This is a genomic window from Neobacillus niacini (genome assembly GCF_031456445.1).
Lineage (GTDB): Bacteria > Bacillota > Bacilli > Bacillales > Cytobacillaceae > Neobacillus > Neobacillus niacini_I.
The window spans coordinates 139,372-162,880 of the sequence record NZ_JAVDUQ010000005.1 but is presented as its reverse complement, the minus strand read 5'-3'; the positions used below and the strand labels follow the sequence as shown (position 1 = coordinate 162,880).

22 protein-coding genes are annotated in these 23,509 nt (G+C 37.3%); 17 read left to right on the top strand and 5 right to left on the bottom strand.

The window, feature by feature from the left end:
- Nucleotides 1-185: 185 nt before the first annotated feature.
- A complete protein-coding gene (locus J2Y67_RS07700; RefSeq protein ID WP_310172476.1) occupies nucleotides 186-461 on the top strand; it encodes a YtxH domain-containing protein in 276 nt (91 codons plus the stop codon).
- Nucleotides 462-565: 104 nt separating this feature from the next.
- The gene (locus J2Y67_RS07695; RefSeq protein WP_310172474.1) at nucleotides 566-1,402 is read left to right on the top strand and encodes a YihY/virulence factor BrkB family protein; all 837 of its coding nucleotides are present in this window, start codon (nucleotides 566-568) and stop codon (nucleotides 1,400-1,402) included.
- A gap of 265 nt (nucleotides 1,403-1,667) precedes the next feature.
- Here J2Y67_RS07695 and J2Y67_RS07690 read toward each other — a convergent pair whose 3' ends face one another.
- Both J2Y67_RS07690 and J2Y67_RS07685 read right to left on the bottom strand, forming a co-directional pair.
- Nucleotides 1,668-3,593, bottom strand: coding sequence for a heavy metal translocating P-type ATPase (locus J2Y67_RS07690; protein WP_310172472.1), 1,926 nt, complete (start codon nucleotides 3,591-3,593; stop codon nucleotides 1,668-1,670).
- Nucleotides 3,594-3,930: 337 nt separating this feature from the next.
- Entirely contained in the window at nucleotides 3,931-5,109 is a 1,179-nt protein-coding gene (locus tag J2Y67_RS07685; protein WP_310172469.1) for an MFS transporter, read from the bottom strand.
- Nucleotides 5,110-5,298: 189 nt separating this feature from the next.
- On the opposite strand from J2Y67_RS07685, the gene cax reads away from it, so the two are divergent.
- From cax to rlmD, 8 genes are all read left to right on the top strand, one after another.
- The gene (gene cax, locus J2Y67_RS07680) at nucleotides 5,299-6,357 is read left to right on the top strand and encodes a calcium/proton exchanger (RefSeq protein ID WP_310172466.1); all 1,059 of its coding nucleotides are present in this window, start codon (nucleotides 5,299-5,301) and stop codon (nucleotides 6,355-6,357) included.
- 488 nt (nucleotides 6,358-6,845) lie between these two features.
- Complete coding sequence (locus J2Y67_RS07675; RefSeq protein WP_396954059.1) at nucleotides 6,846-7,631, top strand: YfkD family protein; 786 nt, start codon at nucleotides 6,846-6,848, stop codon at nucleotides 7,629-7,631.
- A gap of 173 nt (nucleotides 7,632-7,804) precedes the next feature.
- Nucleotides 7,805-9,100 (top strand): methyl-accepting chemotaxis protein, encoded by a 1,296-nt coding sequence (locus J2Y67_RS07670; protein ID WP_310172461.1) that lies wholly within the window; start codon nucleotides 7,805-7,807, stop codon nucleotides 9,098-9,100.
- Between the two features lie 46 nt (nucleotides 9,101-9,146).
- On the top strand, nucleotides 9,147-9,335 hold the full coding sequence (locus J2Y67_RS07665; RefSeq protein ID WP_310172459.1) for an SE1561 family protein: 189 nt from the start codon (nucleotides 9,147-9,149) through the stop codon (nucleotides 9,333-9,335).
- Nucleotides 9,336-9,504: 169 nt separating this feature from the next.
- The gene (locus J2Y67_RS07660; protein WP_310172456.1) at nucleotides 9,505-11,049 is read left to right on the top strand and encodes a fumarate hydratase; all 1,545 of its coding nucleotides are present in this window, start codon (nucleotides 9,505-9,507) and stop codon (nucleotides 11,047-11,049) included.
- A 256-nt stretch (nucleotides 11,050-11,305) separates the two neighbouring features.
- Nucleotides 11,306-12,271, top strand: a complete 966-nt coding sequence (locus tag J2Y67_RS07655; RefSeq protein ID WP_310172454.1) for a nuclease-related domain-containing protein — start codon at nucleotides 11,306-11,308, stop codon at nucleotides 12,269-12,271.
- A 90-nt stretch (nucleotides 12,272-12,361) separates the two neighbouring features.
- Complete coding sequence (gene pdaA / locus J2Y67_RS07650) at nucleotides 12,362-13,096, top strand: delta-lactam-biosynthetic de-N-acetylase (protein ID WP_310172519.1); 735 nt, start codon at nucleotides 12,362-12,364, stop codon at nucleotides 13,094-13,096.
- A gap of 92 nt (nucleotides 13,097-13,188) precedes the next feature.
- Nucleotides 13,189-14,571, top strand: coding sequence for a 23S rRNA (uracil(1939)-C(5))-methyltransferase RlmD (gene rlmD, locus J2Y67_RS07645; RefSeq protein ID WP_310172516.1), 1,383 nt, complete (start codon nucleotides 13,189-13,191; stop codon nucleotides 14,569-14,571).
- Between the two features lie 73 nt (nucleotides 14,572-14,644).
- Here rlmD and J2Y67_RS07640 read toward each other — a convergent pair whose 3' ends face one another.
- On the bottom strand, nucleotides 14,645-14,893 hold the full coding sequence (locus tag J2Y67_RS07640; protein ID WP_310172451.1) for a hypothetical protein: 249 nt from the start codon (nucleotides 14,891-14,893) through the stop codon (nucleotides 14,645-14,647).
- Between the two features lie 314 nt (nucleotides 14,894-15,207).
- On the opposite strand from J2Y67_RS07640, the gene J2Y67_RS07635 reads away from it, so the two are divergent.
- From J2Y67_RS07635 to J2Y67_RS07625, 3 genes are all read left to right on the top strand, one after another.
- Entirely contained in the window at nucleotides 15,208-15,405 is a 198-nt protein-coding gene (locus J2Y67_RS07635) for a hypothetical protein (protein WP_310172449.1), read from the top strand.
- A 50-nt stretch (nucleotides 15,406-15,455) separates the two neighbouring features.
- Nucleotides 15,456-15,794: a hypothetical protein gene (locus tag J2Y67_RS07630; protein WP_310172447.1), complete on the top strand. Its 339-nt coding sequence runs from the start codon at nucleotides 15,456-15,458 to the stop codon at nucleotides 15,792-15,794.
- Nucleotides 15,795-16,310: 516 nt separating this feature from the next.
- Complete coding sequence (locus J2Y67_RS07625) at nucleotides 16,311-17,318, top strand: IS1595 family transposase (protein ID WP_310172445.1); 1,008 nt, start codon at nucleotides 16,311-16,313, stop codon at nucleotides 17,316-17,318.
- A 36-nt stretch (nucleotides 17,319-17,354) separates the two neighbouring features.
- Here J2Y67_RS07625 and J2Y67_RS07620 read toward each other — a convergent pair whose 3' ends face one another.
- Nucleotides 17,355-17,561, bottom strand: a complete 207-nt coding sequence (locus J2Y67_RS07620; RefSeq protein ID WP_310172444.1) for a hypothetical protein — start codon at nucleotides 17,559-17,561, stop codon at nucleotides 17,355-17,357.
- Nucleotides 17,562-18,031: 470 nt separating this feature from the next.
- A complete protein-coding gene (locus J2Y67_RS07615; protein WP_310172442.1) occupies nucleotides 18,032-19,585 on the bottom strand; it encodes an ABC-F family ATP-binding cassette domain-containing protein in 1,554 nt (517 codons plus the stop codon).
- Between the two features lie 362 nt (nucleotides 19,586-19,947).
- Between J2Y67_RS07615 and J2Y67_RS07610 the strand changes: the two genes are divergently transcribed.
- From J2Y67_RS07610 to J2Y67_RS07595, 4 genes are all read left to right on the top strand, one after another.
- Nucleotides 19,948-20,853, top strand: a complete 906-nt coding sequence (locus tag J2Y67_RS07610) for an SWIM zinc finger family protein (protein ID WP_310172439.1) — start codon at nucleotides 19,948-19,950, stop codon at nucleotides 20,851-20,853.
- 972 nt (nucleotides 20,854-21,825) lie between these two features.
- The gene (locus J2Y67_RS07605) at nucleotides 21,826-22,155 is read left to right on the top strand and encodes a hypothetical protein (RefSeq protein WP_310172437.1); all 330 of its coding nucleotides are present in this window, start codon (nucleotides 21,826-21,828) and stop codon (nucleotides 22,153-22,155) included.
- A gap of 190 nt (nucleotides 22,156-22,345) precedes the next feature.
- On the top strand, nucleotides 22,346-22,657 hold the full coding sequence (locus J2Y67_RS07600; RefSeq protein ID WP_310172435.1) for a calcium-binding protein: 312 nt from the start codon (nucleotides 22,346-22,348) through the stop codon (nucleotides 22,655-22,657).
- Nucleotides 22,658-22,959: 302 nt separating this feature from the next.
- Nucleotides 22,960-23,502, top strand: coding sequence for a GNAT family N-acetyltransferase (locus J2Y67_RS07595; RefSeq protein WP_310172433.1), 543 nt, complete (start codon nucleotides 22,960-22,962; stop codon nucleotides 23,500-23,502).
- Nucleotides 23,503-23,509 lie beyond the last annotated feature (7 nt).

Below are 23,509 nucleotides of genomic sequence, written 5' to 3'. Positions count from 1 at the left end.
AATTTTTACTCTCATCTTTTCATTATAACGACTATCTGTCAATAAAAATAGTGTTTTGTTTTTTTACAAAAGGGGAATGTTTATGAAAGAATATTAAATATTTCGATTTAAACTTGCATAGGGAATGGGCTTATCGCAAAATGGATGTTGAGATGATAATTTGTACGAAAGAAGGAGAGTTTAAGGTGAAAAAGAGGAATCAATTTTGGAAAGGAATGCTTTATGGAGCATTGGCAGGCGGCGCAATCAGCCTTTTAGATAAAGATACACGGGAAGTAATGAAGGAAAATATTCTCAATGTATCCAAAAAGGGACTTTATATTGTGAAGCATCCGCAAGAGGTTGCCGAACAAATAAAAGAAACAGCAATCAGAATAAAAGAAACCGTTGAGGACGTAAGTGAGGATATCTCCTATATCACAGAGAAGGTGGAAGAACTTCGTGAACTCACTCAAAAGTAACCGATATGGTAAAGGAAACCAAAGATGCCTTTACAGATCATGAGGACTCAGATCTTATGGATGCCGTCATAAAAGAAGATTAAAATTATTAAGGAGGGATAAGAGTGGAAAAGAGAGGAAATGTTCGTTCATCTTTAATTCGATTACTATGGCACAGGATTGAAGAAGATGATTTGAATGGATTAAGTGCCCAGCTTGCCTACTTTTTTCTCTTATCCTTGTTTCCTCTCCTCATTGTTCTTTTTACATTACTTCCGTATATTCCTATTCCCCATCAAAATGTGCTTGGAGTAATCAAAGGGTTTGCTCCTGCAGAAGCAATGGATTTAATCGAGAAAAATGTTAAATATGTCATGAATCATCGGAATAGCGGCCTGCTTTCGTTTGGTATTATCGGTACAATCTGGTCTGCTTCCAATGGTATTAATGCGATTGTCAGAGCGTTTAATAAGGCCTACAATGTGAAAGAAAACCGTTCCTTCATTGTTGTTAGGGGAACGGCGATTCTTTTAACATTAGGGATGATTATTGTTTTTATTCTTGCGATTATTTTACCGGTTTTCGGAAGGAAAATTGGAATATTTGTATTTTCCCAAGTGGGATTTTCGGACGAATTTGTAAATGTTTGGGATACTTTAAGCTATCCGGTTAGTGCGGTTATTTTGTTTTTAATCTTTACGGGTCTGTATTGGATTGCCCCGAATGTTAAGTTACGGTGTAGAAGTGCGATTCCTGGAGGGGCCTTTGCCACAGTAGGCTGGATTATCTCTTCCGTGGGGTTATCCTTTTTTGTCGGGAAATTTAGTGATTTTTCGCTTACCTATGGTAGTATTGGGGCCATTATTGTACTAATGATTTGGTTGTATTTATCTGCTTTCATCATCATTTTAGGCGGGGAAATCAATGCCTTTTATAGTGAAAAAAGTAAGAAAAACTGTTAAGTCCTCCTTATTTTTCTATTATGAAAATGGTGGATTTGTTCAAACTATGATTGGGGGTTACCTACAATTTGAGGGAGGCTTACACCATGACGAAACAGACGAAAAAAGATGGCGGTACAAAACAAAAAGGGAAAAAGAATCATCCTAAACAAAAAACTTCTGGGTCTGCGAACGGCTCAAACGGATACCACTAGAAAAGTGGTAGCGTCTAGGCGCTTTGAATTGTTGGGAAATTAAAAAAGACCGGGCTCTCACCCGGTCTTCCTTATGACTTTAAAAGCCGTAAACTATTTAGAATAACCAAAATCGTGCTTCCTTCATGACCAATTACTCCAAACGGCAAATCCAGCAGTTGAAAAAAGTTTGAAGCAATTAAAAGCATGATGACAGATATAGAAAAGACCACATTTTGCTTGATGATTTTATTCATTCTTTGCGAAAGGTTTACGGCCTCAGCAATCCGGGGCAAATCATTTTTCATTAAGACAATATCTGCTGTCTCCAGGGCAACATCTGTGCCTTCACCCATCGCAATTCCGACATTTGCTATTGCCAAGGCAGGGGCATCATTGATCCCGTCACCCACCATTGCCACTGTTTTGAACTTGGATTTTAATTGTTTCAGTTGCTCCACTTTTTCTTCCGGTAGGCATTCAGCGAAAAATTGATCAACATGGCTTTCAGCGGCAATCGCCCTTGCTGTTGTTTGACTATCCCCTGTTAGCATTACGGTATAAATCCCTTTTTGCTTTAATTGATCAATGGCCATCTTTGTTTCTTTCCTGACAACATCCTTCAAGGCAATCATTGCAGAAAGTGCACCGTTGATTTCAACGAAAACAAGGGTATTTCCAAGGCTGGCCAATTCTTTTGCTTTTCCTTCTGCGAATGCCTCAGCTGTTTCTTTTCCAACAAAATCTGCTTTCCCAATTTTCCACTGATCACCGTTGACACTTGCTTTTACCCCCCAGCCGGGTAGGTCTTCAAGTGAATCAGGCTGAATAAGCTCCCGATTCAGCTGTTGCTTTGCATATTTGACGATAGCCTGTGCAAGAGGATGGTTGGATTGATTTTCTATCGAAGCGGCTTTCCATAAAAGAGCTTCCTGATCTAGGTCACCCCTTACAATGATCTCTGTTACCTCAGGTTTTCCTTTTGTCAGAGTTCCGGTTTTATCAAAGGCAATGGCCTCAAGCGAGCTCAAATTCTCAAGATGGACCCCGCCCTTTACCAAGATTCCGTGCTTCGCCCCATTGGAAATGGCGGATAAGGTCGCAGGCATAATGGATGCAACCAATGCACACGGGGATGCAACCACTAGCAAAATCATCGCCCTGTAAAACGATTCATGCCAGCTCCAGCCCAACAAAAAGTGGGGAATGAAAAACATTAAGATTACAACAGCTAGAACGACCTTTACATAAGTACCTTCGAAGCGTTCAATAAAAAGCTGGGAAGGAGATTTTTCACTTTGTGCTGATTGAACAAGTTGAATGATTTTTTGAAAAAGAGTATCACTGCTTGCTTTGGTCACTTGAACAGTAATGGAGCCTGTCATATTAACTGTTCCCGCAAAGACTTCCTCCTGATTTCCTTTGGAAACAGGCATCGATTCTCCGGTGATGGCAGCTTCATCAATATTGGTTTTCCCTTTTACGATCATCCCGTCAGAAGGAATCCGCTCCCCTGGTTTTACAAGAATTTGATCTCCTACCTGAAGATCGGAAGTTGGGATTCTTTTTTCCACCCCGTCTTTTATTAGGAGTGCTTCTTCAGGTTGAAGCTCCATTAACGACGAAATTTCTTTATGGCTCTTATTCATGGTATAGGTTTCGAGGGCACCACTGACGGCAAAGATAAAGATTAACACGGCTCCTTCCGTCCAGTAGCCGATAATTGCTGAACCAATTGCTGCAAAAATCATCAGCATTTCTACATTCAGCTCTTTATTTTCGTAGGTTTCTTCGATGCCTTCTTTCGCCTTGGCAAATCCGCCAATTACGAAAGCAAGTAAATAAGCAATGATGGAATCGACCTCGTTATCGTATTTATCCAATAGCCATCCTGCAGCAATTAATATCCCGCTCACTGCGGCGGCAATCAATTCTGCATGAGGCTTCATTTTTTCTATGAAACCAATCTTTTGAAGTTGGTGTTGATTATTTGAAAGTGTCTTTACTTCAGAATCCATTATGTTCCCCCTCCTTAAATCTGATTATACTGCAAGACAAAATGCTGGTCAATTCTAATTGATAAAATAATAATTTAAATGATAATGATATTCATACGTTTTTATTGTTATTAGTGGGATTTTGCGATGTTTTAATTTTTACGTATGATAATTATTATTAATTAGAAATTTATATTAAAAACCGGTTGATAAAAAGAATCATCCTCACTACCCATAAAAAATACGAAAGCTGTCATCAAATTGATGACAGCAAATACTTATTTAGAATTATTCTTTATTTAATTCATTCTACCACATATACTATGACGCAGATATGCATTTGCTGCATAAATAAACCTTAATTTTTTTGACCTTCAAGAACCGGAACCGTTCTTTTTCCAAAAAGATAAATAATCAGGGATAGAACAAGGAGCATCGTACTAATAATATAGAAGAAATTTACGTTCTGGAAAAATTGGATAAACAAACCGCCAATAATCGGACCACTTAAACTTCCCAGGCTAAAAAAGATTCCGCATAACAAATTTCCTGTTGCCAATAGGTTTTTGGGAACCAGATCCGTCATAAAGCTAATCCCAAGAGAAAACGTGGAACCGACGGCCATCCCGGATAAAAGAAAGCATATAAATAGACCCGTTAAGGAATGTTCAAGGAAGCTTGCGGCAGTAAAACTCAGAAATCCAAGAATTAACACGGTTATTAACACATTTCTCCGTCCATAGCGGTCACTTAACATTCCTAAAGGAAGTTGCGTCACAATACTGCCGATGGCAAAACCCGATAAAACGATGGAAACACTTGCGACATTGATGTCCGTTCGTAAGGCATAGACCGGAAAACTGCCGTTTAAGGATGATTCCAGAAAACCATAAGAGAAAGGCGGTAAAAAAGCAACCCAGCCATATTTCAATGTCTGGCTAAAGCGCTTAATTGTTCTTAAAAATGAATTGATTCCTGCATCCTGTTCAGGGTATTCATTCTTGAGAGCCAATAAAAAGAACCAGCCAATCAGACAAAGAACAGACGAAACGATGAACGGAAGGGACTCATTTATATTCACCAAAGGCATCATCAGCGGACCAGCTGCAAAGCCAATTCCGAAAAATAACCCATATAAGGCCACATTTCTTCCTCTTTTATTAAGTGGCGAGGAAGAAGTAATCCAGGTTTGGGTAGCAAAATGGAGCGAGTGGTCACCGATTCCAATTAGTAAACGCAAAATAAACCAAAACCAAAAGGATTGCCAAATGGGAAAAAAGGCGAGTGCGGCAACTACAAGTCCTCCGCCCAATAAAATCACGGGTTTATACCCATATTTTCGTAATGGCATCTCCATAAAAGGGGAAACCAGAAGAATTCCAATATATAGTGCTGTGGCATTAAGTCCGTTTAAGGATGAAGAAACACCATTTTTTTCAAATATGACCGCAATGAGCGGTAGTAGCATTCCTTGAGAAAAACCGGATATAGCAACAATACTAACTAAGATCCAAAAATGAAAATGATTTTTTTGCATAAAACTTACCTCTTACTTATTTCTAAAAATGATCGTATTTAACTGATGGTAACGGGAAAATCCAGTATTTGCAAGCAAAAAAATAATCAAAACTTTTAATAAGCTGCAAAATAGTGTATTCTCATTGGTGGGGTTTTTAACAGGAGAATAGTGGTATTTGTGGAAAAAATTTTAGATGGAGGGAACGCCGTGACAAATAAAGTATTTATGCTCATGACATTCATTGGAGTGCCACTTTCAATAATAGGAACACTGTTACATTGGTCTAGTATCCTTTTATTTATTATTTATTGTATAACCATTATTGCATTGGCAAGCTTTATGGGCAGAGCCACTGAAAGTTTGGCGATTGTGGCTGGTCCACGAATTGGCGGCCTCTTAAATGCCACCTTTGGTAACGCAGTTGAGTTAATTATCTCCATCTTTTCTCTAAAGGCCGGGCTCATCGGTATTGTCCTCGCCTCGTTAACCGGTTCCGTATTAGGAAACCTGCTTCTGGTAGCCGGCTTATCCTTTTTTGTTGGAGGACTTAAATACAAACGTCAGGAATTTAATATTTACGATGCCCGCCATAATTCAGGACTGCTCATGTTTGCTGTCATGATTGCTTTTGTTATTCCAGAGGTTTTTTCAATGAATATGGATGAGGGAAAAAAACTGACCTTAAGTGTAGGAATTTCCATTATTTTGATTATCCTTTATTTAGCCGCGTTATTTTTCAAGCTTGTTACCCATCGGGGCGTTTACAATCATGATAATGAAAATGCCGTTCATTCGGAAGAAGTTCCGGAATGGGGGAAAGGAAAAGCAATTGCAGTTTTGGCAATTGCCACCGTTGCGGTTGCCTATATCTCTGAACATCTTGTTCATACTTTTGAGGTTGTAGCGAAATCCTTTGGCTGGACAGAGATGTTCATAGGAATTATCATTGTGGCGATTGTTGGAAATGCGGCGGAACATGCTTCAGCTGTTTTGATGGCTTTTAAAAATAAAATGGATATTGCAGTGGAAATCGCTATTGGCTCAACCCTGCAAGTCGCGATGTTTGTTCTGCCCGTTCTGGTCATTATTTCGCTTTTCTTTGAAACCTCGATGCCGCTTCTATTTAGCTGGCAGGAACTGATCGCAATGGTCTCATCCGTTTTGCTTATGGTCGTGATCTCTAACGACGGGGAATCCAACTGGTTCGAAGGGCTGACCCTAATTGCGGCTTATGTGATATTGGGGATTGGATTTTTTCTGTTGTAACAGAAAAGACTCTAAGTCAAATGACTTAGAGTCTCTTTTTTCTAAATTCTCATGTACGGGTAATTCACGCTTCATGTACTATAATGACCATTTTCTAAATAGGCTAAAATCAATCTCGCTTTTCTATGGGACCATCAATCACCAACCTTCATGTTAGTTAAGAACGAACCTGAAAAAAACACGAGTGTTGAATTTCATATAAGTCGGGGATCCCAACCTCCTTAATGATAATTGGTTAGCAGATTGATTGCTGCCCTCCTTTATTAAAAGGTTAAGTTTATTATAAAACAATGTATGAATTTTGTAAATGTTCAGATTATTACATTTCTGTATCATTTCTCTAAACACGGCTGGAAAGTAAAAGGAATTGAACAGAAATTATTTTTCAAAATGGATAATATTAAGGAACTCCGAAAAAACTATGAGCAGACGAATGAATGCATATGTTGAAAGGAGTTTTTTGAGTGAAAAAATTAGCCCCTGTCCTTATGTCCATGCTATTAATCATGACAATTTTACCAACTGCTTTCGCTGAAAAAGCTGCGGTGAAAAGAGAGGCAGTTAAATATACTGTCCCATCCTCTGTTCGAAATATTTCGAAGGAAAATACTTATCCCAATTCGACACAGGATCTGCCGCTTTTGCAGCCTAGTGATTTAACAAAGAAATTAATTGAATCTTCAAGGATTAAAATTCAAAACCCTGATTTGATTCGCATGCTAAATGAATCCAGCATCAATAGCACCCCGTTTGCGATTGGCTATCGTGCTATCATTTATTTGGGACAATGGCCGTTGAACTATGAATCAACGGAAACATCATCAAATTGGGAGTATCAAAAAATTAACACGAACTTTTTTGATAACCGTGGCGGCAAGTCACCATACAAGATTCACTATGTCCAAGAATCACAGAAAATTGTCCGTGGCGGTTTGACCTCCAAAATTCCGGATGCGGAAATGGTCAAGAAAATGATGCTGCTAACGGCAATGGAAAAAACCCGTCTGCCACTTGCATTTGAAACGGTTATTGGCGGTGGTACGAAAAATGACCATGTGTATAATATTCCGGCTAACCGCTTAGGCTATTTATTTGCCTATGCACCGGGGGTAAGTGAAAAGGGAAAGGTCACTTACGGGGAAGTCTATCTTATTTTAAAGGGAAGTAAAAAGTTAATTGTGATTAAAAATGTAACCTCACAGGGGATTGGCGCATGGATTCCGGTTCAGGATTATGTATCGTTTGGTTTCGTAGCACCCGAACACCCACGTTAAGAGTTTGTTTCAATCGGCTCCTACGGTATGATTGGTAGGGGTCTTTTTCATTTATAATGACAATTTTACGAATAATGTCAAATTTAATCTATGGTATTGGCGGAAATTATCATATAATGTTGAATATAAAGAGAATTATCGGATTTGCTTTACCATGCAGGGGGGACAGAAGATTGCAGGAGAAAATAAAGTATAGGTTTGGCATTAGAAAACAGCTCGTTCTTTTTATTATCGTATTGGCAGTGATTACATACTCAACAAGTGCCTTTTTTATTTATGTTTTTTATCCAATGTTAAAACAAAATATAGGAATGGGGGAAATTACTTTTACCATTCTAACATTTTCACTTGGAATTATTTGGTCCGGTATCCTGGCCTTTCTTGCCGCCGGTCTTATAACAAAGCCTTTGCAAAAATTGGAAAAAAAGGCATTAATGGCAGCCTGCGGCGACATTAGTGAGGATGCAGAAGTATCGAAAGCAGATGATGAAATCCGTTCACTTGGCATGGCTTTTAATCAAATGCTCTTTAGTTTAAGAGAGATGGTACAAAATATTGATGAAAATTTTAATGAAACTAATAATAAGGTCATTACGATTTCATCGCAATCTGCAACAGCTTCAGAGGAGGCGAATATGATTGCAAAAGCAATCAATGAGATTTCTTTGGGAGCAGAAGGTTCAGCCGCTGCTATACAAGCAACCGCTCAATCGGTTGATGAAGTGATCCAGATTGCCTTGGAGGTTGAGGAAAAAGCGAAGTCCTCTGAGTCTGTATCGGAGGGAGTAGTTAAAGATTTACAAAAATCAAAAAATGTTATCCAATCATTAATTTCGGGAATTGAAAATCTATCCTTAAGTAATCAAGCTTCTCTCCAGACCGTAATAAGACTTAAGGATAATGCCTCACAAGTGGAACAAATCATTCAACTTGTTGGTAATCTTGCAGATCAAACCAATTTATTGGCTCTTAACGCTTCCATAGAGGCTGCACGCGCTGGAGAGCACGGCAAAGGGTTTGCGGTTGTAGCGGATGAAGTTCGCTTACTTGCAGATGAAAGTGCAAATGCTGTTCAAGGAATTACCAAATTAATAAAGAATATTCAACAAGAAGTTCAAAATGTCGTCAATCAAATGACTGAACAAGTGCAATCGGTCAATAGCGAAGTCGCTAAAGGAACCCAAACAAATATAGCGATTGAAGAAATGACTACAAGTGTGAATGAAATGGTTCTTTCAACATCAGAAATTGCAACTCTTGTCAATAAACAAATGACAGGAATTAAAGAGCTTTCCCGTCAGTCCAGTGAAGTTGCAGCGATCGCGGAAGAAACCTCTGCCTGCGCACATGAAGTTACATCTGTAACGAACCAGCAAACAGAAAGCATTATGGATGTAGAAAGACTGGTCAGTGAATTAAAAGAACAAGCAGAAAAACTTAAAGGAACAATCACCCAATTTAAACTGTAATCAAGTGAAACATTTGCTATAATGTTCACGAAAGGAGTGAAGTACTTTGGGAAGTCCTGTACAAGATAAAAACCTACAAGTAAGTTTTTTAAAACAACGATTAAATATGTTCCTTGATGTATTAGATGCAATTGATCCGGAAGATACGGATCTTGAGGATATTGACCGCTTACTTTCCATGCTCGATGATATGGAATCAAAATGCCGGGAATTTAATCACCGTGAAAGCGAATGAGTCTGTTTAAAAGCAGGCTCATTTTTTTGAGTTTACCTCATTCTACCAAGTAAACGATTTCAAGCTTATCCTTTAATTCTTAGGCGTATAGGAGTATAATGGATTGCGTCGAATAGTTATAAAATTAAAAAAGATAAATCAGTGGGACAAAGGGAAAGGGGTACTCGAATTGAATATTGAAAAATTTCAAGAAAGCATGTACAAGCTTGTTGTAGAAACTTCTACCAAACTGCCTAAAGATGTTCGCCGCGCTGTTAAAGCTGCCAAGGAACAAGAAAATGCCGGCACAAGTGCAGCAATGAGCCTTGCAACGATTACAAACAATATTAAAATGGCAGACGACCAAGTATCACCCATTTGCCAGGATACAGGTCTTCCTACTTTTAAAATTAAAACTCCTGTTGGGGTAAACCAATTAGAATTAAAAGAAGCGATTCGCAATGCGATTGTATTGGCGACAAAAGAAGCAAAATTACGACCAAACTCTGTTGATTCTCTAACTGGTAAAAACAGCGGAGATAATCTTGGTGCTGGCTTACCAGTCATCAAGTTTGATCAATGGGAAAAGGATTATATTGATGTTCGTCTGATCTTAAAAGGCGGCGGCTGTGAAAATAAAAACATTCAATATAGCCTTCCATGTGAACTAGAAGGACTTGGCCGTGCCGGTCGTGACCTTGATGGTATCCGTAAATGCATCATGCATTCCGTTTACCAAGCACAAGGACAAGGCTGCAGCGCTGGCTTCATCGGCGTTGGGATCGGCGGCGACCGTTCTTCCGGCTATGATTTAGCGAAAGAACAATTATTCCGTTCTATTGAAGATGCGAACCCACACGAAGACCTTCGCAAGTTAGAAGAATACGTGATGGAAAATGCAAATAAACTAGGCATTGGTACAATGGGCTTCGGCGGCGAGGCAACTCTTTTAGGTTGTAAAGTCGGCGTTATGAACCGTATTCCTGCCAGCTTCTATGTTTCTGTTGCTTATAACTGCTGGGCATTCCGACGCATGGGAGTTGCGGTAAATGCTGAAACAGGTGATATCAATGAGTGGATGTACCAGGACGGGGAATTCATTGATTTTGCACAATCTGAAGCCGAAAAAGAAACTGCAGCGGCGAAATCTGAAGACGTGATTACATTAACAGCACCAATTACGGAAGAGCAAATCCGTGACTTGAAGGTTGGCGACGTTGTTCAGATTACTGGAATGATGTATACCGGCCGTGATGCGATTCACAAACATTTAATGGATCACGATGCACCAGTGGATTTAAATGGACAAGTGATTTACCACTGTGGACCAGTTATGCAAAAGGATGAAGCGGGTGACTGGCATGTGAAGGCTGCCGGTCCAACAACAAGTATTCGTGAGGAGCCTTACCAAGGCGATATCATGAAGAAGTTCGGTATTCGTGCGGTTATCGGTAAAGGCGGTATGGGTCCAAAAACATTGGCTGCATTGAAAGAACATGGCGGCGTATACTTGAATGCGATCGGCGGCGCAGCTCAGTATTATGCAGACTGCATCAAATCTGTTGAAGGCGTTGACCTTATGGAATTCGGTATTCCAGAAGCGATGTGGCACCTTCAAGTTGAAGGGTTCACTGCGGTTGTAACGATGGATTCTCACGGAAACAGTTTACATGCTGATGTGGATAAGTCTTCATTGGAAAAATTGGCCCAGTTTAAGGAACCGGTTTTTAAATAATTTTGGTGATTAGGGGGATGAGCGGGTGCTTATCCCCTTTTTAGTTATGAATTGTTGATATCCGTCTAAAAGTGTTGATATATCATGAAAAAGTGTTGATATCTTTTAAAAAAGTGTCGATATATTACAAAAAGTGTTGATATCCGTCCAAAAAGTGTTGATAAAATAAAATAGTCAAAAAGTTGTCTAATTTTACAGCGAAAATTTACTCCAAATTTCGATAAAATTATCTTAAAAGTCAAAGGAGTGATTTTTTTTGTTTGAAAAAGACCTTATAAAACCGATTTTACTGGAGCAACATGAGGCTCTTGAACGAAGAATACCTAAAAATCATCCAAGTAGGGCCGCTGTTCAAGAAAAACTGATAAATTTAAGATCGGGGTATCGAGGGGAAAACACTCTTCACTACTATTTAAGCTTGCTTCCTCTAAAAAAGTACCATATTTTCCACGACATACGACTCCCACACGGTGAATCCTTTTTCCAAATCGATGCTTTTCTTCTTTCTGAAAAATCAGGACTAATCATTGATAGTAAAAACTATTCCGGTTCCCTTCTTTTGGAGCGTCATCAACTAACTCAAGAGGTAAATGAAAATAAAAAGGTATATTCTAATCCATTATCACAGGTTGCCCGCCATAAAATTTTATTAAATTACTTTTTTGAAAAAAGTCAATTACCGATAATCCCCTTAGATCATCTCGTTTGTTTTACAAACTCAAAAGCCGCTTTACATATAACCCCCGGATATTCAGAGGCAGAAAAGAAAGTGTGCAGGGCCGAAAACCTTTTAATAAAAATTGCAGAACATGAAAAGTTTTTTAAAAAGGACTATCTTGATCAGAAATTAATGGGAAAAATAAAAAGACAAATTTTAAATAAACATACACCACTTCAAAGTGATGTCCTCCAACTGTACAATATTTACCCAAGTGAATTAATCCCGGGTGTTCTGTGTCCAAAATGTTTGTATCTTCCTATGCGGTATAAGGGGAGAAAATGGGTATGCCCCATTTGTAATACGATATCAAAAGACGCTCATCTTCCGGCTATCTATGACTATTTCCTCCTGATAAAACCGTTTATTACCAATGCCGAATTATGCTGGTTTCTCCAGCTTCCATCACCAAGAGCTGCGGCTTATTTATTTTCTCATTTGAATTTTCCCTTTTCTGGCACTAACAAAGGCCGCATCTACCACCAACCAAAACCTTTCCTATAAGTTCCAATTATGTTTTCCCGACTAAAACAAACACTAAAAAAAACAAAAAAGGGGGAAACATGGATGAAAAAAATATTGACCATCCTTGGAATGCTGCTTATGCTCGTTCCAAGTGTTACATATGGAGCTGTTTCCAATCAGCCCATTCATTGGGGCTTTAAAAAAGCAGTGAATGAACAGCCGCCCGAGGCCGGGGCACAGTATGATCAGCTTCTTGAGAAATATGGGGCCTTTTATAAAGGTGATGCCCAAAAAAAGATCTTATACCTTACCTTTGATAACGGTTATGAAAATGGCTACACACCGAAAATTCTCGATGTCTTGAAAAAAGAAAAGGTGCCAGCAACGTTTTTTGTTACCGGTCATTACTTAACTTCACAGCCTGATCTCGTAAAACGAATGGTGGAAGAAGGCCATATTGTCGGCAATCATTCCTGGCATCATCCCGATATGACAACCATTAGTGATGCTAAAATCAAAGAGGAGCTGGATACCGTAAAGGTGAAAACAAAGGAATTAACCGGACAAAAGGAAATGAAATATCTGCGTCCACCAAGAGGTGTTTTTAGCGAGAGAACAATGAAAGTTGCTATGGACGCTGGATATACGCATGTATTTTGGTCGCTTGCCTATGTGGATTGGAATGTGAATCAGCAGAGAGGCGCGCAATATGCTTATGATAATATCATCAAGCAAATTCATCCCGGATGCGTAATGCTTTTACACACTGTTTCAAAGGATAATGCCGATGCGTTGGAAAAAGTGATTAAGGATTTAAAAAACAGAGGCTACAAATTCAAAAGCCTTGACAATTACAAAAAATAGCCGAATTTCTCAACGGAATTCGGCTTTTCCCATTCCTAGGTAAAACATGCTATAATACGATGAAAATAAAAATGGATGGAATCGTGAAAAACATGAAAACAGAGCAAAACATTAAAATAGAAGTAAATCAAACCTTTCCGTTAACTATTAAGCGTCTCGGTATCAACGGAGAAGGTGTCGGTTATTTTAAAAGGCAAGTAGTTTTCGTACCAGGGGCGCTACCAGGGGAAGAGGTAGTCGTTCAGGCGACAAAAATTAATCCGAAATTTGCCGAAGCAACAATTAAAAAAATCCGCATTAAATCACCGCATCGTGTTCAGCCACTCTGCCCGGTATATGATCAATGCGGAGGCTGCCAACTTCAGCATTTAGGATATGATCAACAGCTGAAGGAAAAACGTGATATTGTCATTCAGTCGCTTGAACGCCATACAAAGCTGGATGCCAACAAATTGGATATCCGAGAAACAATTGGCATGGAAGACCCGTGGGGATACCGCAACAAAAGCAGTTTCCAAGTAGGGCAGAGAGATGGAAAAGTCCTAGCCGGTTTATATGGCTTGAACTCGCACCTGTTAATTGATATTGACCAATGCGCTGTCCAGCATTCAAAAACAAATGAAGCCACGGCACAGGTAAAACGAATTTTAGAGGAATTAAAGATTCCGATTTATAATGAAAAAACGCGTAAAGGAATCGTTCGAACGATTGTCACCCGTGTTGGTGTGCAGTCAGGAGAGCTGCAGGTTGTTTTAATCACCTCACAAAAAGAACTTCCCAAAAAAGAGCTTTTGATAGCGGAAATCCAAAAAAGGCTTCCGAATGTGAAGTCGATTGTGCAAAACATTAACGGTCAGAAAACCTCACTCATTTTTGGTGAGGAGACGGTTTCGTTAGCCGGTAGTGAGGTCATCCAAGAAACATTGGGGGACCTGCAGTTCGAATTATCAGCGAGAACATTTTTTCAGTTGAATCCAACGCAAACCGTTAAGCTTTATAATGAAGTGAAGAAGGCTGCGGGGCTTACCGGTACGGAAAAAGTGGTCGATGCGTATTGCGGTGTAGGCACGATTGGGTTATGGCTGGCGGACCAAGCAGCAGAAATCCGCGGGATGGATGTGATTCCGGAATCGATTGAGGATGCGAAGAAAAACGCGAAACGCCACGGGATTACTAATACAAAATATGTTCCTGGGAAAGCGGAAGAGGTCTTGCCAAAATGGGTGAAAAAGGGATGGAAACCGGATGTTATGGTTGTGGATCCGCCAAGAACCGGCCTCGACAACCAGCTGCTCCAAACCATTTTGCAGGTAAAACCGGAAAAATTGATTTATGTTTCATGTAACCCATCTACATTGGCAAAGGATATTCAAACTTTGAGCCCTAAATATGAAGTGAAGTACATTCAACCGGTGGATATGTTTCCGCAGACGGCACACGTGGAGTGCTGTGCGTTGATAAAATTAATCAAATAAATAGCAGTGGGTTCGAGAACCTGTAAAAGACTCTCGGACTCCCATCTGCCTTTATTTCGATACGGTCGATTAGTCAATGAAGAATGTCTGGGGTTAATTGATTAAATTCTAAAAATTCATCTAGGCTTTTCTTTATAAGAGCCACTTGTGCATCTTTTGATGACATGTTTGACTCTAGCTTTTGCTTTTTTTCCAATAACTCATTTATGTTTTGGTTAATGGTTAAAGTATAATCATCATAATCCTCTTTTGACAAAACTTCATCGTAATAATCATCAAGTGCCTTCTTTTTTCTCTTTTTCAATTTATCAATTTCAGTCATAATTGTGTTTATTTGCTTTTCATCTTTGCTTTTTTGTTTCTTTAATCTTTCATCTAGCTTTTCAAGGATATTAGCATTATTTTGTAATGCTTTTCCGTAATTATCTACTAATCATAAGATTTATTGACAAATACACCACAAAAAAATGGTGAAGTCATTGTTCAAGAAAAAGACATATTTTGCTATAATATTTCATATTTTTTTAAATGAATGGATGATTTTGTAATTTTATACATAACTTTACTAATAAGATATCCTATTATTCTACAAATAAGAGTAATAGATATCACAAAAATGTAAAGGGGAAAGAAAAAATGAAAAAGAAAAGGATTACTTCAATGATTGTAGCAGGGGCTTTTATTTTTGGATTGTTTGGTGGTTCACCATCGTTGACAAAAGCAAGTACCACCCTTCCAACACCTGTAATCCAAAAACTCGATCAATTAAAAAAGAGTGGGCAAGACGCAAAAATTACTACAAGCAATGTTAATGGAAAAATTTTACAGTTGTAAGCTCATTCAGTAAATTTAAGAAAAGTTCTATTTCTGATTTAGTAAGTCCAATGTCTACTCTTGACTCCATCAATGCACACCAATACGTATACTATGGTTACACATATGTTGGTGATATTAATGGGACTATAAATATTAAAATAAACACAAGTTCATCTGTAACAATCACAAGCTACAATCTTTCTTTAAATAATGCTAAAGGCTATGGTCAAAGAGTAGACTCCTCTTATTTAAGTCCTGCAACAGGAAATCCAGCAAAACTGTATTACAATTTCAGTTTTGAAATGAAGACAAGTTATATTGTAACCGGATATGTACCATTCCACACAATTTATTATGTTTATCCAGATGGTCATGTGACGTTTAACAATGATGAGTCCATGAAATAAATTTAAGGGGTTGAGCTAATGTCTTGGGATACCACACAATATATACAGATTGGCGGATCAATCATAGGAGGTATTGCTATTTTAGCGTTCTTTGCTTATTGGGCAAAATACGAAAAAAGCAAAAAAAAAGATTAAATAGGAAGTTACCTTAATTATTATGAATAAATCGAAGAAAAGAGCGAGGAATATTGCGCTCTTTTCTATTATGATTTAATGATATCCCTATAATAAATCTGCTCCACTTGGTATCCTTTTTTTATATTTATGTATAACCTCCCCAACGACCATGTGTTGTCACATACACTTTGGACATTTGAAATATGTAGCAAAAAATAAAATTGAAGAAAGGTACATTTTATATGAGGTTGCCTTTTTTTATTGTGTATTTTAAGTCTATTTTTTATGGTCACATTGTGGTCACGAGATAAAAATAAAACGCTGTTTTTGTATAGATTGTTGCTTTCTTGACCATAATAATAGATTGTAGATATAATGCGGTCAGGAGGCGTTTACGGTATGTGGTTAGATGTATATGAAAACTTTAGCGAACTTTCAAAATCAGACCAATTAGCATTGTTTGAAGCGATGAAACAAGACCTATTTTCAGATGACCCGAAGAAAATCACTGAACTTCTAAATCGCATTCGTGAAAGTCGGTTTAGCAGTGGTCTTGCTTGTGTTCAATGCGGAAGTACATCTGTGAAAAGAAATGGCAAATATCGTACCCGACAACGCTATCTTTGTAAAGATTACGGAAAGTCTTTCAATGATATGACCAATACTCCGTTTTCAGGTTCTCGTTATCCTGAAAAATGGGTGAAATATGTTGAACTAATGGTTGCTGGTTTAACATTACCGAAAATTGCCGAACGATTGAAAATACACGTTTCTACCGCATTCTATTGGCGACACAAAATATTGAATGCATTGAGTTTACAAAGATTTAATCAATTAGAAGGTATCGTTGAAAGCGATGAAACCTTTTTTCGTGAGTCTATGAAAGGTAGAGAAGTTACTCATCGTGAGCCTAAGAAACGAGCTACCAAAGACGAAAAAAGGGGTATTTCTGACCTCAAAATTGCTGTTGTTGTGGCACAAGACCGAAATGGAAATTCTATTGCTCGAAAGGCTGGAACTGGTCGTGTAAAAGCAACAGAAATTGATGAACTGATAGGTGAATATATTCCGAAAACGGCTGTTTTATGTACAGATACAGCAAAAAACTACAAGAAATTCGCTAAGATAAAGGGCTTGGTTCACGAACCAATAAACAACAGTAAAAAAGAACGAGTGAAGAAAGGAATTTACCATATACAGCACGTTAATAGCTTTCACAGCCATTTGAAAACCTGGATGCGTAGATTTCAAGGAGTTGCGACTAAATTCCTTGACAATTACCTCTACTGGTTCCGTTGGTTAGAATTAGGAAAGCATTTGTCTCTCGAAAAACGAGTAGAACATATGCTTATTTCAGCTTGCCAAAAATCAAGTTATAATACCGTTGAAATGTTTAGAAGGGCTTAAAAAAGAACCCTTTATGGGTTCTTTGTGTGCCAATTGTTATTTAAGTTCATTAACTCTAATTCCAATAAGGTTTAGACTTTCTTGAATTTCTTGTAACACGTTAACTTGGCTCACAGTTTTCCAAGCAATAACGGATAGACTTACTGCTATAACAACTAAACATGCAATCTTTATGTATTCTAATTTATGATTTTTCATTAAACCATCTCCTTTTTGTTGGAATAATATACTGGATTTTTCCATATTTCCCTCTTTTTAGAACAATTATCTATCATGATTATATCATTTTATCAGGTTTTGGGTTAATTATTAAAAAACAACAAACTTTACGAAAACAGCGAAATAAAATAATGAAGAGTGGTTTTGAGACAGTTAAAAAGAAATCCGAAAACCCTTATTTCAAGTGACTTCCAGATGTTATGGGAAATTGGAGGATAAAGGCGTCCCACCTTGACAGAGTTAATATCAGTAATAATATATGAAATCATTTAAGTGAAAAACTACTACATCAATTTTATTATTATGATAATCTACAGTCGACACTCAAGCCATGTGGAAGCTGTTGCAAAATTAATATTGAAATAGATTCTAACTTTAGTTTGGATGAGCTTTTTTAAGAAATCTAAAGTATATTTTTATTGAAAATTTTGGATGGTTTATAAAAAGGGGTACCCAAGTGAAATTTTATTCATTGGGTACCCCTTAATCTTTATTTAAAACACTTTCGTAGTCCAATCCTCACAATTCCAAATATCGGTCGCAATTTCACGATAGAAATCAGGTTCGTGGGATACCATCAAAATACTTCCGCGATATGTCTTTAAAGCACGCTTCAATTCTTCTTTTGCGTCCACATCCAAGTGATTGGTAGGTTCGTCTAGAATTAATAAATTCGTTTCTGTGTTTATAATTTTACACAATCGAACTTTGGCTTTTTCGCCACCAGAAAGGACTTCGACTTTACTTTCAATATGTTTGGTCGTTAATCCACATTTTGCAAGAGCAGCACGGACTTCAGCCTGATTCATACTTGGAAATTCGCTCCAAATCTCTTCAATACAAGTGTTGTAGTTGGACTGTTTAACTTCCTGCTCGAAGTAACCGATGTGTTGATACTCACCACGTTCCACTTTACCCGAAATTGGATTAATCAACCCAAGAATACTTTTTAAAAGAGTAGACTTACCAATACCGTTTGCACCCACGAATGCAATTTTTTGTCCGCGTTCCATTTTCAAATTCAGAGGGCGAGAAAGTGGTTCATTGTAACCAATAACAAGATCTTCAGCCGTGAAAATATAACGACTAGCTGCACGAGCTTCTTTGAAGTTAAACTCTGGTTTCGGCTTCTCTTTCCCTAATTCAATTACTTCCATTTTATCGAGCTTCTTCTGACGAGACATCGCCATATTACGAGTCGCAACACTTGCCTTGTTACGAGCAACGAAATCTTTCAAATCAGCAATTTCTTGTTGTTGACGCTTGTAAGCAGACTCTAGCTGTTGCTTCTTCATTTCATGAATTTTTAAGAAGTTATCATAGTCACCAACATAGCGATTCAACTCTTGGTTTTCCATGTGATAGATCAAGTTAACAACATTGTTCAAGAATGGAATATCATGTGAAATCAAGATAAATGCATTCTCATATTCCTGTAAATAGCGCTTCAACCATTCGATATGCTGTTCATCCAAATAGTTCGTTGGCTCGTCTAGTAATAGGATTTCAGGCTTTTCTAGCAAAAGCTTAGCTAGCAAAACTTTCGTACGTTGCCCACCGCTAAGATCATCTACATCTCGATCGAGTCCAACATCGTCTAATCCTAGACCACGAGCAACTTCCTCAACTTTTGCATTAATTCGATAGAAATCATTACTATCTAAAGTTTCTTGAAGCTCTCCAACTTCTGCAAGTAATGCATCGATATCTGCACCTTCATCACCCATTTTTGCATAAAGTTCATTGATCTCTGATTCAGCATCAAAAAGATATTGAAAAGCAGTACTTAAAGCGTCACGCATCGTAGTACCTTTTTGAAGTACAGCATGCTGATCTAAATAACCAACACGAACTTTTCGTGACCACTCAACTTTCCCCTCGTCGGGTTGCAACTTCCCAGTAACAATATTCATGAAAGTAGACTTACCCTCACCATTTGCCCCAACTAGACCAACGTGCTCTCCTTTTAAAAGTCGAAAAGACACATTATTAAAAATCGCACGATCACCGAAACCGTGACTTAAATTTTGTACGTTTAATACGCTCATTTTTTTAACCCCTTATCTAATGTCACATGTGGATATCTTACTAGATTTTGGCCGCTTTTTCTATCATGAAGTTATTTTTTGTGAAAAATGTAATTCGATTTTTGGGCTAAATTGAAGTCTGCCCCATCTTAATAAAATGAGATTATTGAATTATATTTACTTGGGGGTATAACAGTTGGGTAAGAGTCTATTATACAACCGAACCTGGAGGTAAGATATGATTTATTCCCATTTGGGAATAAATGTAGAAAAAATGAAAGAATTGGTTGAGTTCTAAACTAAATTTTTTAAAACAAGTGTAAGCTCATCAACACCCCATGTGTTGCCACATACACTCTACGCATGTGGAGTGTGTTTGTGTATTGTATAAAAGGTATGGCTATTATATTGAAGGAAATATCATTGATGCCTTTCAACACGGCAATAACAAATATATTTTCCAAATTGAAGGAAGCGATGATTATGAAGTAGTCGTTGAACTCGGGGATGACGGAGAGATTTTTGATTCCAAGTGTGATTGTCCCTATGACTTTGGGCCAGTATGTAAACACGAAGTAGCAGCATATTTTCAACTTTTTGAAATGTTGAATCAAGAAGCCGATAATGACAAGGTAACGAATAATTCTTATAAGCGATTTACGCTTCAAGAAGTCTTAAATAATCTTTCGAAAGCAGAATTGGTAAATATTATTATAAATATCGCGCAAAATGACGCTACGTTGGAAAATAGTCTCATGGTAAGGTACTCAAACGGTGACAATCAGCAGGAGCTTGAGGCTTGTCAGGAGTTAGTCGATTCGATTGTGAGAAAATATACAGGAAGAGAAGGGTTTATTAAATATCGGGATACAGGGAACTTTGTAAGCGAAATGGAAGATATAGTAGAAAAGGCGAGGAATACTGAAAATTTACTTTTAGCATTGGAGATTGCAATACTATTACTTGAGGAAGCAATCGGAGCGTTCCAATATGCCGATGATTCCGGCGGGGATATCGGTTCTCTTGTTATGGAAACACTACAGGTAATTGGGGAAATTGCAATTGAGTGCAAAGAGATAGGCCATCAAAGTGAAGAAATATTTGAGAAACTATTAGCTCAGATTGATAACGAGGTTTTTGATGGATGGGTAGATTACCAGATTGATTTACTCAATATTTGTTTTGAATTTGCTGATGATGAAATGCTTAGGGAGCAGCTGAGAATTAAAATCGAGTCTATGCTCGATGGAAAATCTAGCGATCGATATATGTCTTTTATACAAACTTAAAACATGAATTGAAAACATGTGAGGGATGGTATACCAGCCGTATATTCCTTAAGCTAATTGAGGAAGAAAATGATTTTGAAGAAATGTTGGAATTTGTCAGAGTCAATTCTAGATATATAGAAGGTTATGCCGAGAAGCTAGTCAAACATTTTAAAGAAGAAGTAACGATATTTATAAAGAATATATAAAATCTACGGCGAGTACTTCATCAAATCGAAGAGATTATCAAGGGGTATGTTACCAGATCACCAGATTTAAAAAGTTTGCGGGTAAACAAATGCAAATGGAATTGATAAATGAACTAATGGACTTATATAGAAAAAGGCCGGCCTTTATAGACGAATTAGGGAAAATTAAATAAAGTAAACCCACCAACACCCATGTGTTGCCACATGTACTTTGATCATGTGGAATGTATCTCGCAACTCATTTTAAAAGAGGGCAACTAACCCAATAGGGCGTTGCCTTTTCATGTTTCATATAACGGAATAACAAAACAGTTTTGAATATGGACACTTCTGAAGCATTGTCAATGTAACTTTTCAAATAATTAATTCTATTTCCTAACAATCTCCATATGGCTTTAACAGTGATATCCTATATACAAATGTTGAAGTTATTGCTAAAATGCTCGAAATTTGTCGAGTTATTGGTTGTTGACAAGTTTTATGGTTCATGAAATTATTATATATAGACTCCCATATTGCCTCTAGCTCTTACATACATTTTTCAACACCTTGTACATATGTAATCCCCGAAGAATGAAAACAACGATGAATGCCCCCCACAATTTTGAACAACCCTTTAAATTGAATCTTCACGGTATTCTACCATTACACCCTTTTTTCATACTTTTTTAATAAATTCGTTTATTTAAAAAACAAACCTGAAAGGAGTGATAAATCAAGTAAACTATTTATTATCATTTTAGGCTTTCTGGTATATAAATTCAAATTTGAAGGAGGATCATTAATGGGCCACGATATTTCCGGATACAATAAAGCAGGAGAAGAAATTGCTTATGCACGTTTTAGCATGGGGAATTATAATGCTACCATACTTTACAGTTTACTGGATGCAAATAATTTCTATGCAGGAGTAAGTGGATCAGGCGAAAGTTCTACTTTTTCAATACAACAAATTGAAAAAGCTGTGAATGCCTACAATCGTTTATTTGCTAATGGTGATTCCCAGTCAGAAAGTGATTTCTTAACTTGGGATCAAAAACAAACCCAAAAATTTATACTAAACTGTTTAGCAACAGCGCAAAAAGAAGGGAGTGTAAGCGTGTTTTTTGGCTAATATATTTTAAGATGGTTTACTGAATTCTTCTTTTTCGCTGCATTATACTTATCACGACTATAGTAGCAATTACTTTCATATGTAACTATTTTCCTTTCTATCTCCACATTGCGAATTCTCCAGATTTTTCTGCCCTTTTCTCCTCGAAGTGTTTTTATTAACGTTGTAAACCCATCAGCACCCCCATGTGTTGCCACAAACACTCAGCATACATGGAAAAATTATTCGAGGTTTAGAAAGTGAATCTGATATATTAGAGGCATGGAGAATACGTATTCAGCAGGTGGTTACATTCCCTTTTAAAGCTGAAATATTTGAAGTGCAAGAGTATGTTTCAATTATTCAGCAGGGAGATTTATTAAAAGTACTTGCAATAGATGATATTGATGACAAGTATGGAATTATTGCACATGCAAGGTTTGGTAGGAAGAAAGTTTATTTTCCATTATGTGAGTTAGAAGCTATTGATTTGTCCCATGAAGGAAAAAAATATCATTTCTAATTATGCAGTTTGGTTTGCTAATAAATAATATTGACAATCGTGTTAAGTGATAACAGGGATTTTAAAAGATGGCTGTTTTCTAAAAGATTGTTGTTTTTAAATAGGTTATGTGAAAGTTGATTGTAGCGGAAATCAACCTCTTCTCTCTTTTTGTTTAATAGCAACAAAGTTTACGAAAACAGCCGAAATAAAAATTAAAAAAGCAACCAAATTCTGAAGGACTGTGCTTCTTTAAAAAAAGGAATTATGAAATTGATTCAACTATTTGATGATACAAATTTATATTTAAAGGACTGAGGAAGATGAATAATAGTTTATTTCATTCATTGGAAGGTGAAAATATTTACTTCAAAGGACTAAGTATACATGACCTTCAAGAAATACATAATTATGCGTCAGATAAAGATGTTTCAAGATTTATTGGCTGGAATTTAATGAATACTTTGAATGAAACTTGTGAGCACATTGAAAAAATGTTAAAACGCGAGTCGGCAGGAACTCATTTATATGCCAGCATTGTTCAAAAATCAACACAGGCAATTATAGGGACAGCCATGATTTTCAATTTTGATCAAGAAGCAAACCAAGCTGAAATTGGTTATGTTTTTCATCAAGATCATTGGGGGATGGGGTATGGAACAGAGAGTGTTGCCTTGATGAGTGACTTTGCATTTAAATCACTTAATCTTCACAAACTCCATGCTAGTGTTGTGGATGCAAATATTGGTTCTATTCGGATACTTGAAAAGAACGAGTATGAGTTAGAAGGGCGATTAAAAGACCACTATTTTATAGAGGATAAATATTATGATGCATTGCTTTTTGGCAAAATAACTAAATTTTAAAGTGTGT

Excerpts from the sequence above, each read along its gene's own strand:
- J2Y67_RS07690 (WP_310172472.1), bottom strand. The coding sequence starts at position 3,593 with ATGGATTCTGAAGTAAAGACACTTTCAAATAATCAACACCAACTTCAA.
- J2Y67_RS07640 (WP_310172451.1), bottom strand. The coding sequence starts at position 14,893 with ATGACTGAAATTGATAAATTGAAAAAGAGAAAAAAGAAGGCACTTGAT.
- pdaA (WP_310172519.1), top strand. The coding sequence starts at position 12,362 with ATGCTGCTTATGCTCGTTCCAAGTGTTACATATGGAGCTGTTTCCAAT.
- J2Y67_RS07605 (WP_310172437.1), top strand. The coding sequence starts at position 21,826 with ATGGGCCACGATATTTCCGGATACAATAAAGCAGGAGAAGAAATTGCT.
- J2Y67_RS07615 (WP_310172442.1), bottom strand. The coding sequence starts at position 19,585 with ATGAGCGTATTAAACGTACAAAATTTAAGTCACGGTTTCGGTGATCGT.
- J2Y67_RS07620 (WP_310172444.1), bottom strand. The coding sequence starts at position 17,561 with ATGGAAAAATCCAGTATATTATTCCAACAAAAAGGAGATGGTTTAATG.
- J2Y67_RS07625 (WP_310172445.1), top strand. The coding sequence starts at position 16,311 with ATGTGGTTAGATGTATATGAAAACTTTAGCGAACTTTCAAAATCAGAC.
- J2Y67_RS07635 (WP_310172449.1), top strand. The coding sequence starts at position 15,208 with ATGAAAAAGAAAAGGATTACTTCAATGATTGTAGCAGGGGCTTTTATT.
- J2Y67_RS07685 (WP_310172469.1), bottom strand. The coding sequence starts at position 5,109 with ATGCAAAAAAATCATTTTCATTTTTGGATCTTAGTTAGTATTGTTGCT.
- rlmD (WP_310172516.1), top strand. The coding sequence starts at position 13,189 with ATGAAAACAGAGCAAAACATTAAAATAGAAGTAAATCAAACCTTTCCG.
- J2Y67_RS07675 (WP_396954059.1), top strand. The coding sequence starts at position 6,846 with ATGTCCATGCTATTAATCATGACAATTTTACCAACTGCTTTCGCTGAA.
- J2Y67_RS07595 (WP_310172433.1), top strand. The coding sequence starts at position 22,960 with ATGAATAATAGTTTATTTCATTCATTGGAAGGTGAAAATATTTACTTC.
- J2Y67_RS07630 (WP_310172447.1), top strand. The coding sequence starts at position 15,456 with ATGTCTACTCTTGACTCCATCAATGCACACCAATACGTATACTATGGT.